Source organism: Palaeococcus sp. (in: euryarchaeotes) (assembly GCF_053987695.1).
Genome location: NZ_JBMXHE010000056.1, coordinates 1 through 17,452 on the forward strand (window position 1 = coordinate 1; position 17,452 = coordinate 17,452).

Annotated in this window: 16 protein-coding genes; 6 read left to right on the top strand and 10 right to left on the bottom strand. The window is 44.5% G+C overall.

Annotation, left to right across the window (positions count from 1 at the left end; translation table 11 throughout):
- Positions 1-158: 158 nt before the first annotated feature.
- Complete coding sequence (locus ACXJGZ_RS04275; RefSeq protein ID WP_456398372.1) at positions 159-923, bottom strand: heparan-alpha-glucosaminide N-acetyltransferase; 765 nt, start codon at positions 921-923, stop codon at positions 159-161.
- A gap of 32 nt (positions 924-955) precedes the next feature.
- Complete coding sequence (locus ACXJGZ_RS04280) at positions 956-1,633, bottom strand: adenylate kinase (protein ID WP_293255997.1); 678 nt, start codon at positions 1,631-1,633, stop codon at positions 956-958.
- A 124-nt stretch (positions 1,634-1,757) separates the two neighbouring features.
- Between ACXJGZ_RS04280 and ACXJGZ_RS04285 the strand changes: the two genes are divergently transcribed.
- The 4 genes from ACXJGZ_RS04285 to rqcH all read left to right on the top strand — a co-directional run bounded on the left by ACXJGZ_RS04285 (position 1,758) and on the right by rqcH (position 7,639).
- Positions 1,758-2,735, top strand: coding sequence for a replication factor C small subunit (locus ACXJGZ_RS04285; RefSeq protein ID WP_456320876.1), 978 nt, complete (start codon positions 1,758-1,760; stop codon positions 2,733-2,735).
- A gap of 13 nt (positions 2,736-2,748) precedes the next feature.
- The gene (locus tag ACXJGZ_RS04290; protein ID WP_456398365.1) at positions 2,749-4,227 is read left to right on the top strand and encodes a replication factor C large subunit; all 1,479 of its coding nucleotides are present in this window, start codon (positions 2,749-2,751) and stop codon (positions 4,225-4,227) included.
- A 135-nt stretch (positions 4,228-4,362) separates the two neighbouring features.
- The gene (locus ACXJGZ_RS04295; RefSeq protein ID WP_456398366.1) at positions 4,363-5,709 is read left to right on the top strand and encodes an ATP-binding protein; all 1,347 of its coding nucleotides are present in this window, start codon (positions 4,363-4,365) and stop codon (positions 5,707-5,709) included.
- Positions 5,690-7,639 carry a ribosome rescue protein RqcH gene (rqcH, locus tag ACXJGZ_RS04300; protein ID WP_456398367.1) on the top strand — a complete coding sequence of 650 codons (1,950 nt, stop codon included), beginning with the start codon at positions 5,690-5,692 and terminating at the stop codon, positions 7,637-7,639. The genes ACXJGZ_RS04295 and rqcH overlap by 20 nt, the downstream gene beginning before the upstream one ends.
- A gap of 103 nt (positions 7,640-7,742) precedes the next feature.
- Here rqcH and ACXJGZ_RS04305 read toward each other — a convergent pair whose 3' ends face one another.
- From ACXJGZ_RS04305 to ACXJGZ_RS04330, 6 genes are all read right to left on the bottom strand, one after another.
- Positions 7,743-8,393 carry a metallophosphoesterase gene (locus ACXJGZ_RS04305; protein ID WP_456320880.1) on the bottom strand — a complete coding sequence of 217 codons (651 nt, stop codon included), beginning with the start codon at positions 8,391-8,393 and terminating at the stop codon, positions 7,743-7,745.
- A 9-nt stretch (positions 8,394-8,402) separates the two neighbouring features.
- Positions 8,403-9,599, bottom strand: a complete 1,197-nt coding sequence (locus ACXJGZ_RS04310; RefSeq protein WP_456398368.1) for a molybdenum cofactor synthesis domain-containing protein — start codon at positions 9,597-9,599, stop codon at positions 8,403-8,405.
- 58 nt (positions 9,600-9,657) lie between these two features.
- Positions 9,658-10,410 carry a hypothetical protein gene (locus tag ACXJGZ_RS04315; protein WP_456398369.1) on the bottom strand — a complete coding sequence of 251 codons (753 nt, stop codon included), beginning with the start codon at positions 10,408-10,410 and terminating at the stop codon, positions 9,658-9,660.
- A 40-nt stretch (positions 10,411-10,450) separates the two neighbouring features.
- Entirely contained in the window at positions 10,451-10,849 is a 399-nt protein-coding gene (locus tag ACXJGZ_RS04320; RefSeq protein WP_456398370.1) for a hypothetical protein, read from the bottom strand.
- Between the two features lie 152 nt (positions 10,850-11,001).
- Positions 11,002-12,282 (bottom strand): tRNA(Ile2) 2-agmatinylcytidine synthetase TiaS, encoded by a 1,281-nt coding sequence (gene tiaS, locus ACXJGZ_RS04325; protein ID WP_456326478.1) that lies wholly within the window; start codon positions 12,280-12,282, stop codon positions 11,002-11,004.
- Positions 12,283-12,314: 32 nt separating this feature from the next.
- Positions 12,315-12,860 (bottom strand): GNAT family N-acetyltransferase, encoded by a 546-nt coding sequence (locus tag ACXJGZ_RS04330; RefSeq protein ID WP_456326481.1) that lies wholly within the window; start codon positions 12,858-12,860, stop codon positions 12,315-12,317.
- Between the two features lie 194 nt (positions 12,861-13,054).
- Between ACXJGZ_RS04330 and ACXJGZ_RS04335 the strand changes: the two genes are divergently transcribed.
- Complete coding sequence (locus tag ACXJGZ_RS04335; RefSeq protein ID WP_456320892.1) at positions 13,055-14,017, top strand: transcriptional regulator; 963 nt, start codon at positions 13,055-13,057, stop codon at positions 14,015-14,017.
- Here ACXJGZ_RS04335 and ACXJGZ_RS04340 read toward each other — a convergent pair.
- Complete coding sequence (locus tag ACXJGZ_RS04340) at positions 14,004-15,254, bottom strand: HD domain-containing protein (RefSeq protein ID WP_456398371.1); 1,251 nt, start codon at positions 15,252-15,254, stop codon at positions 14,004-14,006. The genes ACXJGZ_RS04335 and ACXJGZ_RS04340 overlap by 14 nt on opposite strands.
- Before the next feature lie 278 nt (positions 15,255-15,532).
- Here ACXJGZ_RS04340 and ACXJGZ_RS04345 point away from each other — a divergent pair, with 278 nt between their 5' ends.
- Positions 15,533-16,231, top strand: coding sequence for an acetate--CoA ligase family protein (locus ACXJGZ_RS04345; protein WP_456320886.1), 699 nt, complete (start codon positions 15,533-15,535; stop codon positions 16,229-16,231).
- Positions 16,232-16,458: 227 nt separating this feature from the next.
- Here ACXJGZ_RS04345 and ACXJGZ_RS04350 read toward each other — a convergent pair whose 3' ends face one another.
- Positions 16,459-17,325: a DMT family transporter gene (locus ACXJGZ_RS04350; RefSeq protein ID WP_456326480.1), complete on the bottom strand. Its 867-nt coding sequence runs from the start codon at positions 17,323-17,325 to the stop codon at positions 16,459-16,461.
- Positions 17,326-17,452 lie beyond the last annotated feature (127 nt).

Consider the following 17,452-nt stretch of genomic DNA (forward strand, 5'->3'; position numbering starts at 1 on the left):
AGTCCTCTTCAGCAGCTCAGCGGCAGTATTTTTCCTCCTGTTCCTAATATCCTTTGGGATAAAGGAGGTCTTCAAAGGAGGCTTTGAAAAGGGGGGAATGTATAAAAGTGCTACCGTTGAGGATGCACTTTGATTTTCTTTTTTTACAAAAAAGCGTTTTATAAGAAAGGAAGCGCAAGATTCGGAAGGCCCTCATATATGAGGAATAAAAGCCCAACCAGAATTGGCTGGTGGAGGATGTAAATCTTCAGAGTGTTTCTCCCGGCGAAGCATATAAACTCGATTGGAATAATCTTTGGAAAGTTCATCTCAAATCTTCTCTCCCCCCGAGGATATACAAAGGCCCCAAGGGCTAGACCAAGGAGATACACCCCAAACCACGGAAAGATGGGAAAGTAATCCAGAGTGAAGAAATTTTGAGGTGTTATCCCGAACGGCAGGAGAATGAGTGAATTCACATGAATTCCCGAGATCAGCGAAGCTCCAAGAATAAAAAGCACTCCAAAGATGCCATTTCTCACTCCAAAGCGGTAGAATGGGATCGCCAGAATGCTCGCCACTCCAAGGAAGTGCAGAACTCCAAAGTATATCGTCCCATCTCTTAGGAGAACATACGTGGTTAGGGTTATCAGCAAGCCCAGCCCGAACAACTTTCCAAATCTCAAAAAATACTTTTTATAGGGTCGGGAATTCTTTTTGACACTTCTTGAGTAGCTTATCCAGAAAGAGAGCCCCGAGATAAAAACAAAGATTGAAGCGGTTGTATAGGGAAAGACATGCCAAAAGAATGGATGTTCACCATAGCCCAGAAAATACTGAAGGTCTGTGACAAAGTTTGACACAACCATCATGGTAATCCCAATACCCCTTGCGAAATCCACCTCCCAAAAGCGCCCCTTTAAATAAATCTCGCTTCCGAGCATCTCGCTTCCGAGCACTTTATACACCTCAAATGTTAGAGTTCATGCTCCTTTCTCTTCTCCTCCCTGTTGTGTATAAAGTCCGTTAAGGGTCTAATCCTTTCCCAGACATCGTCAACCCCTCCATCTCCCTTTATCTTGACGTAAATTCCCTGTTTTCTGTAAAACTTTATTATTGGGCTCATGTTTTTACTGTAGATGTCATACCTCTTTGCGACTATCTGGGGCTTGTCATCCTCCCTTTGAATAAGCTCCGCACCGCAGATATCGCACCTTCCCGGAGTTTTTGGAGGATTGTACTTCACGTGATACACCGCACCGCATTTTGAACATATTCTCCTCCCGCTTATTCTCTCTATGCTGACATTTTTTGGGATGAATATATCCAACGCCAGATCGAGTTTGATTCCATGGTCGTAGAGGTAATTCTCCAGTGCTAGAACCTGTTCTGCACTTCTTGGATAGCCATCCATAATAAAATCATTCCTAACTCTTCTGAGTTTGCCCAAAACGAGCACATTTACAACACTGTCTGGTATTAAATCGCCCTTGGACAGGAACTTATTCATCTCTTTGCCGAGCTCGGTTTGATTTGCTATTTCATTCCGGATTATATCCCCTGAGGAGATATAAAAGAGCCCGTATTTTTCGAGCATTCTTTTGGAATGCGTGGTTTTCCCGCTTCCGGGAGGACCGAAGATCAACACGTTCATAGAACCACCAATGATATTCTACGTCCCGAAAACATAAAAAGAATTCGGTAATTGCCGGAGGATTGTCACGCAAGATTATTATACATGAAAAGCATGTTAAATGTATTAGATAAGGGTGATGTTCATGAGTGAAGTTAAAGAGGTTAAAATCCTTGAAAAACCGTGGGTTGAGAAGTACAGACCTGGAAAGCTTAGAGATATAGTAGGTCAGAACCATATAGTTAGGAGACTCCAGCATTATGTTAAAACCGGTTCCATGCCCCATCTTTTATTTGCTGGGCCTCCGGGTGTTGGGAAGACGACTGCCGCTCTTGCCCTTTCGAAGGAGCTCTATGGAGAGCACTGGAGGCAGAATTTCCTTGAACTTAATGCATCGGATGAACGTGGTATAAACGTCATCCGGGAGAAGGTAAAAGAGTTTGCTCGTACCAAGCCAATTGGAGGAGCAGGCTTTAAAATAATTTTTCTCGATGAGAGTGATGCCCTAACCCAGGACGCCCAGCAGGCCTTAAGAAGAACAATGGAGATGTTCTCGAACAACGTTCGCTTTATCTTAAGCTGCAATTATTCGTCAAAGATCATCGAGCCGATACAGAGCAGATGTGCTATATTTAGATTCAGACCTCTAAGGGATGAGGATGTCGCGAAGCGCCTTATGCAGATAGCTGAGAACGAAGGGCTTGAACTTACTGAGGAAGGTCTCCAAGCGCTCTTATATGTTGCCGAAGGGGATATGAGGAGGGCAATAAATGTCCTACAAGCCGCCGCTGCCTTAGATATCATCATCACGGATGAAAATGTCTTTACGGTCGCGAGCAGAGCCAGACCAGAGGATGTCAGGGAAATGATGGTGCATGCTTTGGAGGGTAACTTCCTCAAGGCGAGGGACAAGCTCAGGGAGATTCTCCTCAAGCAGGGTTTGAGTGGTGAGGATGTTATAATCCAGATGCATAAAGAGGTGTTTAACCTGCCGATAAGCGAGCCCAAGAAGGTCAAGCTCGCGGATAAAATTGGGGAGTACAACTTCAGGCTTGTTGAAGGAGCACATGAGATGATCCAGCTCGAGGCGCTTCTAGCCCAGTTTACAATCCTCGGGAAATAATTAGGTGAGCGAAATGCTACCATGGATAGAGAAGTACCGTCCAAGACGTTTAAGGGATTTGATTAATCAGGAAAAAGCTCTACCAAAAGTTAGATCATGGATGGAAGAATGGATAGAGGGTAGACCAAAGAAAAAAGCCCTCCTTTTATATGGTCCCCCTGGAATTGGGAAAACAGCTACGGCATATGCCCTTGCAAATGAATATCACTTTGAAGTTATAGAGCTCAATGCAAGTGATGAGAGAACCTACGAAAAGGTGAGCAGATATATCCAAGCTGCCTATACCATGGACGTATTTGGAAGGAGGAGAAAGCTCATTTTTCTGGATGAGGTGGATAATATAGAGCCAAGCGGTGCAACGGAGCTTGCAAAACTAATTTCAAAAGCAAGAAATCCAATAATAATGGCGGCAAATAGATACTGGCAGGTTCCTCAGGCTTTGAGGAACAAAGCTGAGCTCATAGAGTACAAAAAGCTCACCCAAAGGGATATAATGAGCGCTTTATGGAAAATTGTTAGAGCCGAAAATCTGGAGGTGCCCCCTCAAATTATCAAGATGATAGCACAAAGGGCAAATGGGGATTTAAGGGCGGCTATAAATGACTTGGAGACCGTGGCTTTCAGCCCGGGAGATGCAGAGGCACTGCTTGCATATAGGGATGTGGAAAAGAGCGTCTTTCAAGCTTTGGGAAGCATATTTGCAACGGATAGCACAAAAAAAGCACGTGCTGCAACATGGAATGTGGATAAAACCCCGGATGAACTTCTCTTATGGATTGATGAGAACATTCCTTATGTTTACACAAATCCCCAAGAGATAGCTCAAGCTTATGAAGCCATAAGCAGGGCCGATATATACTTCGGGAGAGCAAATACCACGGGAGCCTATGGACTATGGAAATATGCCCTCGATATGATGACCGCAGGTGTAGCAGTTGCTGGAACCAAGAAAAAGGGTTTCTTGAGGTTTTATCCCCCAAAGACCCTCAAGATGCTCCGTGATTCCAAAGAAGAGCGTGGAATACGGGACTCAATTCTTAAGAAGATAATGAAAGGGATGCACATGAGCAAACTCGAGGCGATAGAGACCATGGCGATCTTCAAAGGGATTTTCATGTACAATCCTGAAAAAGCCGCACATCTGGCGGTATTCCTTGAGCTCGGAGATAAGGAAATCGAGTTTTTAACTGGAGATGCGGAAAAAGCTAAGAGCATAAAGGGCAAGATGATGACAATACACAAAGAGCTCAAAAAAACCGAGCCGGGAGAGGAGGTAGAGAGTAAAAAAGAAGTAAAAGCAGAGAAAGTTGAGGAAAAAGAGCAAGAAAAAGTCAAAGAAGTCGAGGAAACCCAAGAGACCGTAGAAAAGAAAGAGCCCAAAAAGGAAATTGAGGAAGAAAAGCCCAAAGAAGAGGAAAAAAGTGAAGAAACAGCAAAAGAAGAAAAGAAGCCAAAGCAGGCCACGCTCTTTGACTTCATCAAGAAGAAGTGAAGCCATTTTTCATTTTATATTCTGTGGAATATAAATCTCGACTAAATTTATATTCTATAAAATATGAAATTTCAGATAATTTATATTCCGTAAAATATAAAACCTCTAAATGTGATATTCACTTGGTGAGGGTTTATGCTAAAGAGAGAAGAAATAATAGAGGCACTTGCTCCCTACAACTTCTGGAACCGGGAGCGGGATGTTGGGATAGATAGGGAGGAATATCTAAGCAAGCTGGAACACTTTAAAAATGCAAATGATTTTATTCTTTCAGTTGTGGGAGTCAGACGCGCCGGTAAAACAACGATAGCAAAGCAGTTCATTAAAAAAGCAATCGAAGATGGTACAGATCCAAGGGATACCCTTTATGTCAACCTGGAAGACCCAAAATTTCACGCATATCTCAGCACAGAGCTCTTGGAGGAGATATACCGCGCATTTAAAGTGTATGTAAGCAGAGGGGACTCCGCAGTAATAGTGCTGGACGAGGTTCAAAACGTACCCAATTGGGAGAAGTGGGTAAGGGCAACGATGGAAAAGGAGAGGGTTAAGATACTCGTCACCGGTTCGACTTCGCGGATAATTAAAAGAGAACTTGCGACAGTTCTAACGGGGAGAACTCTAACAGTTGAGGTGTTCCCGCTTGATTTCAAGGAGTTCCTGACTTTCAAAGGGATAACTACAGAAGATTATCTCACTATGATGGTGGAAAAAAGCAAAATTGAAAAGGCACTCCTTGAGTACTTGGAGTTCGGAGGATTCCCTCAAGTTGTCCTCAGCAGAGATGAGCTATTAAAGCGGGAAATAATAAAAGAACTTTTTGAGGGCATTGTCTTAAGAGACGTCGCCTACAGGGGAGGCTTTAGAGACGCAAATGCTGTGAAGCTCATAGCCGAGCTTGCAGTAAACAGGTTCGCATCACTGACGAGCGCCACGAGACTTAAAAACGAGGTCTCAGGCATACTGAAGAGAAACGTCTCCCCAAACTTTGTTGACGCTGTTTTGGATGCCCTTGAAGAAGTTTATCTCGCATTCAGGGTGCCGCCGTTTTCACACAAAATAAAAGAGGTTAGGAGGCATCCAAAAAAGCTTTACATCATAGATACAGGGATAATAAATGCCGTGGCCCTTAGGTTCAGCGAAAACCTTGGGAGGCTGGCCGAGAACTTGGTGGCTATCCATTTAATAAAACGCCATGGCAAGGACAGTGTGTTTTACTACAAAGGAAAAGGGGAGGTGGATTTCATAGTAAAACATGGCCTGGAGATAAAAGAAGCTATTCAGGTAAGCTGGGACATTGAGAAAAGCAAAAAAAGAGAAATCTCGGCGCTTTTAGAGGCTTTGAGAGAGTTTGACCTGAGAGAAGGGTTAATAGTAACGGAAAGAACGGAAGGGGTTGAAGAGGTCGAGGGCAAAAGGATAAAATATACTCCTTTATGGAAGTTCCTGTTGGGTGAGATAAATGAAGACCGAGATGAGTAGCGTTGACATAAAATACATCGTGGAAGAGCTGCAGTCGCTCGTAGGTGCGAGGATTGATAAGATCTATCACGATGGAAACATTTTAAGGGTTAAACTCCACAAGGCAGGCAAGGGGAGAAAAGATTTGCTCATTCAAGCCGGCAAGAGGGTTCATCTAACGACATACATCAAGGAGAGCCCTTCCCCTTCATCGTTCGCGATGCTTTTAAGAAAGCACCTGAGCGGCCGCTTCTTAGATGGAATAGAGCAGTACGACTTCGATAGGATTGTTAAGCTCAAGGTTGGTGAGTACACACTCATAGCGGAGCTCTTTAAGAGGGGAAACGTTGTTTTAATTGATGGTGAGAGCAAAATTTTGGGAGCTTTGAGGTATGAGGAGTTCAAGGATAGAGCTATAAAGCCCGGACACGAGTACAAGCTTCCTCCGGCGAGGGAGAGTCCCGTGGATGTGGAGTGGGAGCGCTTTAAGGAGCTGCTCCTCGAAGAAGAGGTGGAGGTAGTAAGGGCCCTCGCCAGAAAGTTCAACATGGGTGGCTTCTTTGCAGAAGAGATTCTCCTCAGGGCTGGAATTGAGAAGACGAGAACGGCCAAAGAGCTGAGCGAGGAGGAGCTCAAACTCATCTTTGAGAAGATGAAAGAGGTGTTCAACGCCCCCAAAAAAGCCCAGATGGTCTACAAAGATGGTGAGCTCTTTGATGTCATCCCAATCGAGCTGAAGCAGTATGAAAGCCTGGAAAAGAAGTACTTTGAGACGTTCAGCGAGGCACTGGATGAATACTTTGGAAAAATCACCGTTGATGAGGCAAAGAAAGAGCTCACAAAGAGGCTTGAGGACAAGAAGCGCTCCCTTCTGCACACGCTCAAGCGCCAGGAGGAGATGATGAAGGGCTTTGAGGCACAGGCTGAGAAAAACCAAGCCCTTGGGGACTTAATATATGCAAACTTCATGCTCGTTGAGCGCCTTCTGGACGAGTTTAAAAAAGCCGTTGAAAAGCTCGGCTGGGATGAGTTTAAGCGCAGAATAGAAGAGGGAAAGAAGGCGGGCAACAAAGTGGCCCAGATGGTGAAGTCCACCAACCCAAAGGACAAGGCCGTAACTATAGAGCTCAATGGTCAAAAAATCACGCTCTATCTCGACAGGAGCATAGGGGAAAATGCGGAGCTCTACTACGAAAAGGCTAAAAAAGCAAAGCACAAGCTTGAAGGTGCCAAAGAGGCATACAAGAAGACGCTCAAGAAGGTTCAGGAGGTCGAGAAGCTCATAGAGGAGGAGCTTAAGAAGGAGATAAACGTCAAGAAGCTCGAAAGGAGAAAGAAGAAGTGGTTCGAGAAGTTTCGCTGGTTCATAAGCAGCGAAGGCTTTTTGGTGATAGGTGGAAAAGATGCCACGACCAACGAGATGGTGGTTAAAAAATACATGAGCGAAAACGACTGGTACTGTCACGCCGACGTTTACGGTGCTCCCCATGTGGTTATTAAAGAAGGGAAGAAAGCGAGCGAAAAAACGCTTTTTGAGGCCTGCCAGTTTGCTGTTTCAATGTCAAAGGCATGGTCGAGGGGAGTGTTCAGCGAAGATGCCTATTATGCAGACCCGAGCCAAGTAACAAAGCAAGCGCCGAGCGGCGAGTATTTGGGTAAAGGAGCCTTTATGGTATACGGCAAGAGAAATTGGATGCACGGACTTCCCCTAAAGCTCGCCGTTGGGATAGTGAAATATGAAGATGAGGAATTGCCGATGTGCGGGCCCGTTGATGCCGTAAAAGCCCACACGAACCGCTATATTGTGATAAGGCCCGGCCGCCTGAAGAAGAGCGAGCTTGTGAAGAAGCTCAAACATATTCTGGAGAAGTGGGGCTACAAGGTGAGCGAAGAGGACTTGATGGCCATTCTACCCCCGGGGAATGGGGATGTGGAGGAAATCAGAGAATAGAGCACTCTCCCCCTGCCCCGATTTACCTTTTTGTATGCTTCTCTAAGCTTTTGGGCGTTCTTCCCGGGGTCCATCCTCATATGAGCTGCTCATGGAAGCCCTCTCACACCCTTTCAAGGCTTATCTCGATCTCTCCAGCTTCATCTAGGTAAATCATGGCATAATAACTCCTAAAGAGAGGACCGGGATTCACCACGAGTGTTCTTCCTATCTCATCCACCCCCCTCGCCTCATGTATGTGCCCACATATAACCAGGGGCGGTTGCTTCTCCTCTATAAACCTCCGGAGACCTTTGCTCCCAACGTGCCTCCCGGTATATATTCTATCCACCTTCGTTCCATAGGGAGGGGTGTGAACTAAGAGCACATCACCTTCCCTGTAGTTTCTCATCAGGCTCTTCAGAAGCTCTCTATCATCGAACTCCCATATTGTGGAGAAGGGCGTCTTGTTTGACCCTCCAAATCCAACAAACCCCATTCCACCGAACTCCACCCTCTTATCATGAAGGGATATCCCCTTCTCCTCCAGCAGATCCAGAACATCCCTACCATCACAGTTCCCCATTATTGAGAACATGGGTTTTCCCACTCTCTCTAAGATGTCAAGTATCTCAGAGGCTTTTCCTCTCCCCTGAAAATTGGTTATATCGCCAGCTATCAGAAGGAGGTCAAAATCTTCCTCCTCAAGCCTCTCCACGAGCTTCTCAGCCTTCCCGACCTTCCCGTGAATGTCTGTAATTGCAGCTATCCTCATACCACCACCTCAGAAGGTGAAGACCTCCACCTCTTCTCCTTCCTCCAATATCTCAACCGTCTCGGGAATCTCTATAAACCCATCGGCATCCACGAAGCTCGTCACGGCACCGCTGCCCTTTAAAATTGGTATGGCTTTTTCTCCTTCAACCCTCACAGGAAGGAACTGACGTCTTCCTTTAACCGAGAAAATTTTATGTGCAAGTTTTTTCTTCACCTTATTGGGCTCCTCCTTCAGTCCCAGCAACCTTCTTAAGAGTGGGGCTATCAGGAGGGTGAAATTAGTGAGGCATGAAGTGGGATATCCGGGGAGTCCGAATACGGGCTTTCCATCTATCTGTCCTATTATAGTAGGCTTTCCCGGTTGTATTGCTATGCCATGCACGTAGACTTCTCCATGCTCCTCTATTATGGAGCTCGTTAAATCCCTGACACCTGCGGAAGCCCCTCCGGATAGTATTATCATATCACATTTGAGCCCTTCAAAGATTTTTTCTCTGAGGCTCTCCTCATCATCCCTCGCTATCCCCAAAAAGAAGGCCTCTCCCCCAATTTCCCTTATGGCATCGCTTATGGCTCTCCCATTTATATCATAAATCTTCCCTTTATCCAAGGCTTCTCCGGGGAGAATAACCTCGTTTCCTGTGCTTACAATTGCCACTTTCGGCTTCCTGAAAACTTTAACCCTTTGAAAGCCCAGCGCCGATAGGAGGGCGGTATCCTTGAATGTGAGCTTTTTTGGAGCCTCCAGAACTTTTTTGCCCTTTGGGATATCGCTCCCAGCCTTCATAACCCCAGCTTGAGGATAGTATGGCTTGTAAATAAGAACCTCGTCTCCCTCAACATCGACTTCCTCAAGCATTGCAACGGCATCGGCTCCTTCCGGCAATGGAGCTCCAGTTGAGATCCCCACTGCTTCTCCCTTCTTGAGCTTGAAACTTGGGATGTCCCCCGCATTTATCTGTCCTACAAGCTTTAAACGAACCGGTTCACTCTCATTTGCCCCCCATGTGTCATCGCTCTTTAAAGCATATCCATCAACCGTTGCCCTGTCAAAGGGAGGAACATCTATAGGTGCTTCCACATCTTCCGCTAGAATCCTTCCTAGGGCATTCTCAAGTGCTACCTCTTCTATTTGAGGTTCCAAGTTAAATGAAGCAATTACATTAAGAGCTTCCTCCAGATGAACAACCTTTAAGAATCCCATATCACCACCTATAATAAATAGGAAATGCAAATAAAAAAGCTTGGTTAAACAAAGCCTTTTACCTAGGAACCAGGATGGTAAAAATGCCCAAAACCCTAACTTCCGTAAAGCCTAAGAAACGTGGCTCAAAATTATCCATAACCCCTCTTTCTCTGGCATTTATAAGACTTTCCACAGCATTCAAAAGCTCTTCTTTGGTCGTAATTCTGCTCTGATGCTCCAGAAGGAGGAAGTAAAGGATGGAGTAAGCGATCCCGATTATGAGAGGATAGTAGCTCACCCTAAAGCGGATGGCAATGAGACTTGGAATGAACGAAGCAAGAGTTATTATGAAGTGTGTTCTTCTTCCAAGTTTTCTTTGAATTTCAACACTATCGGAGGCTTTGAGTGAGAGGATGAACGCTCCAGCATGCACAAGGAGAAAGAGAGTCCACATAAAGAGATCAATGGCTTTAGTAGAGAACTGAAGGAAGTTGAAGAGCACCACCAAATCGGCTAGAATTATCAAAGAGCTGAGGGATCTGAGAGCACTCCATGAATACATGCTCAAATAAGGGTCATCTCTGGGATTGAAGGATAGAGAAGCCAAAAAAGGTAAAAATGTCCACCAGAGAGACCTAGAATCGTGAAGGGTAAAGACCATCAGGATAGAAGTGATCGAAAGAATTACAAGGCAGGGGTTAACGACCTCGATTTTTTGAATTTCCACTTGGAGGCTGCTGATTTTGCTGTTTATCTTTTCTATACTCTCTCTAATAGCGGCTTTTCTCTCCATATCACTGAAGTCCACGCGCTTGATGAACTCTTCCATGACCCCACCAGAGGTAAAAGGACTTAAGAGCTTATAAAGGCTACCTTTTGTTCTCGAGTGATATCATAACTTCAGCATCCGCATAGCCCGTGTTTATAATTACCAGATAATAATTTCCCTTGGGGATTTTCTCATTTATCTCTATGCTCTGGCCTTTCCAAAATTTGTATGGAGTTCCGGACTCTCCAGTTTTGAGCTTCTCCAAACCCTCATCATCCAAAATGTAAACGATTATTGGAGAGGAGCTTGAGATTGTCCCTTTCAGGTTCGAATCACTCAGGAGCTCGTAATATGTGGCAGAACGTGGCTTGAGCTCGAGCTTTCCCCTGTAGCTATGTCCCTTTGAAGATGCAAAGTAAGAAAAGCCGGCATATCCAAGGGTGGATGCCACCATAAGAATTATTGCAAAGAGCGAAAGCGTCTTTTTTATATTCCCCATTTTCTCACCTGTAGAGAGTGGGAGGGAGAGTATAAAAGGAGTTCGCTTCATATTAAAAGATCTCGTAAAAGAGACTAGAACTATACCGTTGCCAAGCACGTCATTGGTGTTAGTTTAATTATCCAGCAGTGTCCCTATAAAAGAAAGCTCTTTCAGAGGTTGAAGACATCCAGAATCTTCTCTTCTCCCAAAGGCAATACCAGTGGCCTTGATAGGTGCTTCCTTGCATCGGGAGGAACTTCGTATATCTTTTTCTCTAAATCTCTCGGCACTTCGATAGGGATAAGCTTCTTGGGCATCCTATAGCCGCAGCGTTTGCATTTTAAATAATCTCCCTTGCTCTTCATGGTACCGCCGCATTTTGGACATTTCGGCTTTTGGTATTTAATCTTCGGTGCAAGCGTTAGGGGGTAAAATTTCTCGAGGTTAAGTGTTAAAACTCCATCATGCTCTTTAATTCCTCCTGCAGCGATTATTTCATCGCCTTTAATGAGCTTCCTCACGTACCTTCTAAAGCCCTTGGTTGGTTCAAAGGCGGCTACTCTTATCCTTCCCGTCCCGTCTTCAAGTTCGAAGAAAACATGTCTTCCCTTTTCCCAGTATGCCTTAGAAATCATGCCTCTAACAATTGCGCTATCGTAGAGCTTAAGCTCTCCAATTCGCTTGAAAGTGAGATGTTCATCCGTGTTTTGATTGGTCTTGTAGAGCTGATAAAAAGCCACGGGCTCATTGAATGTCACGCTCTCAAATGCCAAGATAACCCTGTTTCTATCGATTCCCCTAATGCCTACCAGAACGGGATCCTTGCCATGAGGTGTTATGAGAACACTCCCCTTGAATGGGTCTATGTTGTCATGGGTAAAGGGATAGAAGAGAGAGTCCATTCTAAAAACACTCTCCATGTCCACTTTTCGGACAGTTCCCCATTTTTCAGGTTCTCTGTATGCTAGAAGTTCATATGTAAACTCTTTTAGTGGATGTCCTATGGAGGCAAGAGCGCCAATTATGCCACGACCAAGCTTGAACTTGTGAATTTCGGCTCCAACCTTCTCTCCAATATGCTCGGCTTCCTCAATGCCAACATGCTCCCTTATGGCTTTGTAAGTGAATTCTGTGAGCTCCTTTGGAATCTCTCCCTCAAGAAAGGCAACACCGGGGTTTGTGTTCTTATGAGAAAAATCCGAAAGTGATTCCACCATATTTAAGACAAGTTCTTTTATCTTTGGGATGTCTTCTTCCCTCGCATTGAAGGTCATTGAAACAGCCCCGTTTCCTCTCGTTTTGTAGGGAATATTGGGATTCAGACGAATAAGTTTTGGAAGATCCAAAGGCTCCGCTAACCTTGAAATTTCCCTGTAAAGGAGAGCGCCCAGGTACGTGGTGCACATTCCATTGGGTGAGTCTGTGTCATCAATGCCTATATGAATCATCATCAAGGCGTAGAAGAGAGACATAGGTTAAAAGGTTATCCCCTCCACTCTTCCTTCAATATGTCATAGTAGAGCTCATCAACATATCCGAACTGGGGGATGTAGACGTGTTTTCTAAGTTTTCCAACGAGTTTAAAGCCATTTTTCTCAAGAACTTTTTGAGAACCGACATTTGGCTCATAAACTCTGGCGTAGACCTTTCTAAGGTTTAGCTGCTCGAAGGCGTATTCAAGCATCAGGCCAACAGCCTCACTAGTGTAGCCTTTTCTCCAGTAAGTCTTCCCTAAGAAATATCCCAGTTCTGCATTCCCATCTCTATAATTTATTCTATGGAGTCCTATAACTCCCATGAGCTCTGATGTAGCAGCATTTAAGATTTCAAAGACAACATTTTTATCTTTGCTTCTTCTGAGTTCTTCATACCATTCAAACTCATCCTCCAGATAGAATATTGCTCCAGGATTTACTAGAAATCTTCTAACATCTCTATCATTAAACCACTCCCAAAGCTTTGGGATATCCTCCTTCATGAGCAAACCCAGAGAAATTGTATCCCCACTTAATATCACCACTCTACGCATGATTACCACGATTTAACTTGGAGGTTTGAAGTAATAAGCTTAGCGGATACTGTTAGGATAATTGTGACTTGTTTGATAATAGGTAGTTCTAGTTTCTTTCACGAGCATTATCATAAGCATTTCTCTTATCCCAACACTATCGTTTAGCGGAGGGAAATTTTTAAATTCTCTAGAATTATTTATAAATGATGGGTATGGATAAAGCGAGATTGATCCGAATCGTTGAGAGCATACTTCACGGAACCGGATTTAAAACCGCCCGCATGAAGTTTAAGGGTTCGTGCTTTGATTTAGTGGGCAGTAGGCTCTTTTTGCTTCTCTTCATTAAAATCCTCCAGAATATAGATACCTTAAGCAAAGAACAAGCCGAGGATTTAAAGAGACTCTCGAAATTCTTCCAGGCAACTCCTTTGATCGTTGGTGTTAGGAGCAAAAACAGTGAACTCGAGGAGGGGGTGATTTACGAGCGTTTTGGGATATACTCTCTTAACCCTCAGACACTCTATGATGTTCTCGTGGAGAACGAGCTTCCCGCAATTTTTGCTGAGAGGGGAGGATTTTATGTAAATGTCGATGGGAACCTCCTGAAGGATCTGAGAGAGAGGATGGGATACAGTCTCGGCGAACTTGCACGCATGATAGGGGTTTCTAGGAAGAGCCTGCAAAACTATGAGATGGGAGAGCAAGCAATGAGTCTCGATGTTGCCCTTCGCCTGGAAGAGATATTTGATGAGCCAATAGCGAAGCCAATAAACATTCTCTCAGCCAAAGTTGAGGCTAAACTCGACGTGAAACCGGAGAATCCGCTTGAGAGGGAAATTTTTGAGCGTTTGAGGGCTCTAGGGATGGGGGTTATAAAAATTAAGAAGGCTCCATTTAATGCGGTTTCGAAAGAAGAGGAGCTGAAGATTCTGACGGGGATAGACTCCAAAAAAACCGCCACCACGATAAAAAGAGCTCAGATGGTCAATGAAGTGAGCAAGGTAATTCAGAGTGATGGAGTTTTTATCATAGAGAAGACGAAAACTGAGGTCATTGGAGAGGTGCCTCTAATCCCAAAAGAAACCCTCGGAGAGATAAAAGATGCAGATGAGCTCATTGAGATGATTGAGGACCTCAAAAAGGAGATAAAAAAGAAGGTCTTCAACCGAAGATAACCTTTTTCCATATCCTTCTGATCTTCTCAACATACTTTGAGGGCGATGCTATTAAAACTGCCCATCTTGGCGTTTGTCTTCTCTTTAAAGCGTTTGCAAGAGGTGTAACCTTTGTCAAAGGTTGAATGTTACCGTCATGAAGCAATACTCCTATCTCCGTGGACTTCAATCTCGGCTCGCTCAGCATTAAATCAGCTATCGAGAACTCTATTATAACTTCTCCTTCCCTTGCACCAACGGCATCGGCAAGCCTCCTCTCTATATCCTGCCTCTTCTTAATATTCCTGTAGGCATTTAGGAACTCCCTTTTCTCTTCGGTACTCAGCTCATCTGCACTCGCAAGAACAGCACCTTTAAAGAGGTCTCTGTATTTGATGCGTTTAACTATCTCGCTTGGATACCCTTCTAAGTCCTCGAGCTCAACAAGGACACGACAGTCGTTCATCCTCCAGAAATCCCAGAGATGATCCTCCTCTAGGGCGAACTCCAGTGCCCTCGTTAACATCCCCTCGGCTATTTTAACGGTGTGGTGGAAATAGACTCTCGAATACATGAGGGAACGTGCCACCATCATTCCCTCAACCGCTTCGACTCCCTTTTCATCAACCAGGAGTTCGTCTTCATGTATCTTAAGCGTCTTTAAAATTCTCTCAAAATCCACTATCCCATGGGCAACTCCCGTATAATGAGCATCCCTCATGAGATAGTCAAGCTGATCAACATCAACATCCCCATGAATAGCCTGACCGAGGTATCTTTTATGATAGTGCCCTAGAACCAAATCCGCGACTTCTTTGGGTTCAATGCCATATTCATCGAGAATCTCCGGAATTAGCCTTCTGTCTTCCACTTCACCCTCTATTATATCCACTTTCCCCAGTATGAGGTTCTGCCCCAAGTGCATGTGGTCGTATTCTTTCACATAATGCTTGTATATCTGTTCGAAGGTGTGAGAGAAGGGACCATGGCCTATGTCGTGGAGAAGTGCCCCCACCTGAAGGAGCGTTCTCTCATATTCATCAAGCTCGACTTCTTCGCCCAATCTTTTGGAGACATAATATGTCCCCAGAGAATGCTCAAAACGTGTGTGATTTGCTCCTGGAAAGACGAGGTACGCCAGACCAAGCTGTTTTATCCCCCTGAGCCTTTGAAATTCGGGTGTTTTAACCAGTTCGAGTATTAGACCCTTGATTTTCATGCTTCCATGAAGGGGATCATGGATGATTTTTCCGTCCATTCGACCACCATTAGAAGCTATATCAAAAACTTTTAAATATCTTTTGGCATTTTGTCAATTTGGCGGCTTGAAAGAGAAAACACTCATAAGTTATGAACAGGATGTTATGGCAGGAGTTAGCGGGAGATAATTTAGACTTTTGATGCTCTAATCCGTACATCAATACACTGCGGTGGAACAACTTCTGTTATCCCGACAGTATCGGATGCAAAAAGGAAAGACTTTTAACATTGTAAACATACTTGAGATTGCATCCCAATAACTTAGAGGTGGTAGAAATGGAAAGGATTGAAAAGGCAAGACAAATCATCGAAAAGGCAAAGGCAGAGGGCAGGGCATTAGTCGAGCCAGAGGCTAAGGAAATTTTGAAGCTCTATGGTATCCCAACACCTGATTTTAAGGTTGCTACTAACGAGGAAGAGGCAGTTAAGTTTGCTAGGGAAATAGGATATCCTGTTGTCATGAAGATAGTTTCACCACAGATCATCCACAAGAGTGATGCCGGTGGTGTTAAGGTCAATATAAAGAACGATGAAGAAGCAAGAGAGGCTTTTAAGAGGATTATGGAGAATGCCAAGAATTACAAACCAGATGCAGATTTGTGGGGCGTTATTGTCTATAAGATGCTCCCACTTGGAAAGGAAGTTATCGTCGGTATGATAAGGGATCCACAGTTCGGTCCAGCAATCATGTTCGGTCTTGGTGGAATCTTCGTCGAGATACTCAAGGACGTCAGCTTCAGGGTTGCTCCAATCTCAAAGCAGGAAGCCCTCGATATGATAAAGGAGATTAAAGCTTATCCAATCCTAGCAGGTGCGAGGGGAGAGAAACCAACCAACATCGAGGCTCTGGCAGAAATAATAACAAAGGTTGGAGAGCTTGCACTCGAGCTTCCGGAAGTTAAGGAGCTTGACATTAATCCAATCTTTGCTTATGAAGATGATGCCGTTGCTGTAGACGCGAGAATGCTCCTGTGAACTTTCAATTCTTTTTACACTTTTCTGAATTTTTAAAACGAGTAATTGTAGGCCGGCAACAGAGCCCCACGTTCACCCTTCGCGTGGGTGGATGCACCGGCCCTGTGGGCTTGGCGTGAGCACATCCCTTCATTGGTTGGGGATGCGGTTTTTACCAAGCCCATGAGGAGACGATTGTCCCCTCACTGTCGGCGGTTAAAAGTTGAGTTAAGACCTTAAAACATTTGCTATGCAAGGCTTATGAGAATTATTCCAACGACAGCCGATACCAAGCTTAAGATAATTTTCCTGTTCGGAGGTTCCTTCAAAAATGCAATAGCAAGATATGAGGCAATTATCGGATTAACCGCGGTTATGGGGGTTGCTATTTGAGAGCCTAGAGTTCCAACGGACGTTACAAAGGCATACTGCCCTATAAAAAGACCAAATATTGCAGCCAGACTCACCACTCCGAACTCCCGCAAATTGAACCTTTTAATATCTCCCCAGTACTGAGGAATGAGAAGGCTTACACCGAGGCTAGCCATCATTAACCTAACTCCAGACAGCGTCATGGCGGATATCTGGGAAGATAAATAATCCAGCGTTGTTATGGCTAGACTCCAGCTTATGGGGGCTAAAATTGCGAATATCAGTCCTTTTGGATCAATTTTCTCCTCCTCTTCCGTCTGTCTAACCAGCAAAATTGCAAGGAAGACCAGAAATGCTCCCACAATTATCTGAGCGTTTATGCTTCTCCCCAGAAATAGAAAAGCCCACAATATCGTCCATAGAGGATAGGAAGAGGTCACAGGAACCGTGCGTGAAACCCCCGTAATCTTCAAGGCGTTGAGATAGAAATAGTCCCCTATAACGAAACCAAACTGTCCGGAGATGAATGCTATCAGCAGCTGCTTGGAGGATAGGGATGCGATTTCCTTAAAGCCACCTGTGAATAGGAAAACTATGGCATAGATAATGGAAACCACATAGAGGCGAATTATGTTCACACTAACAGCCTTTTTATTCCTCATCCCTATCTTGATCAGCACAGAAGAAAGCGCCCATCCAAAGGCAGCCGTTAGAGCTGAGAGGACTCCCACTATCACTGACATGATTTGGAAAATGTTCAATCAGCTTAAAAACTTAGCGTTTCGATGAATAACGAAAAAATTTAGAGATGAGAGCCAGAGGAAGGGTATAAAGCCACTCCCCATCCACCACAAGATCTATGTCCCGCCC

Bases quoted from the DNA above. Each gene is read 5' to 3' on its own strand.
- ACXJGZ_RS04275 (WP_456398372.1), bottom strand. From the start codon at position 923: ATGCTCGGAAGCGAGATTTATTTAAAGGGGCGCTTTTGGGAGGTGGAT.
- ACXJGZ_RS04335 (WP_456320892.1), top strand. From the start codon at position 13,055: ATGGATAAAGCGAGATTGATCCGAATCGTTGAGAGCATACTTCACGGA.
- ACXJGZ_RS04330 (WP_456326481.1), bottom strand. From the start codon at position 12,860: ATGCGTAGAGTGGTGATATTAAGTGGGGATACAATTTCTCTGGGTTTG.
- ACXJGZ_RS04310 (WP_456398368.1), bottom strand. From the start codon at position 9,599: ATGGGATTCTTAAAGGTTGTTCATCTGGAGGAAGCTCTTAATGTAATT.
- ACXJGZ_RS04350 (WP_456326480.1), bottom strand. From the start codon at position 17,325: ATGTCAGTGATAGTGGGAGTCCTCTCAGCTCTAACGGCTGCCTTTGGA.
- ACXJGZ_RS04295 (WP_456398366.1), top strand. From the start codon at position 4,363: ATGCTAAAGAGAGAAGAAATAATAGAGGCACTTGCTCCCTACAACTTC.
- ACXJGZ_RS04285 (WP_456320876.1), top strand. From the start codon at position 1,758: ATGAGTGAAGTTAAAGAGGTTAAAATCCTTGAAAAACCGTGGGTTGAG.
- ACXJGZ_RS04280 (WP_293255997.1), bottom strand. From the start codon at position 1,633: ATGAACGTGTTGATCTTCGGTCCTCCCGGAAGCGGGAAAACCACGCAT.
- ACXJGZ_RS04315 (WP_456398369.1), bottom strand. From the start codon at position 10,410: ATGGAAGAGTTCATCAAGCGCGTGGACTTCAGTGATATGGAGAGAAAA.
- rqcH (WP_456398367.1), top strand. From the start codon at position 5,690: ATGAAGACCGAGATGAGTAGCGTTGACATAAAATACATCGTGGAAGAG.
- ACXJGZ_RS04290 (WP_456398365.1), top strand. From the start codon at position 2,749: ATGCTACCATGGATAGAGAAGTACCGTCCAAGACGTTTAAGGGATTTG.
- ACXJGZ_RS04320 (WP_456398370.1), bottom strand. From the start codon at position 10,849: ATGGGGAATATAAAAAAGACGCTTTCGCTCTTTGCAATAATTCTTATG.
- ACXJGZ_RS04345 (WP_456320886.1), top strand. From the start codon at position 15,533: ATGGAAAGGATTGAAAAGGCAAGACAAATCATCGAAAAGGCAAAGGCA.
- tiaS (WP_456326478.1), bottom strand. From the start codon at position 12,282: ATGATGATTCATATAGGCATTGATGACACAGACTCACCCAATGGAATG.
- ACXJGZ_RS04305 (WP_456320880.1), bottom strand. From the start codon at position 8,393: ATGAGGATAGCTGCAATTACAGACATTCACGGGAAGGTCGGGAAGGCT.
- ACXJGZ_RS04340 (WP_456398371.1), bottom strand. From the start codon at position 15,254: ATGGACGGAAAAATCATCCATGATCCCCTTCATGGAAGCATGAAAATC.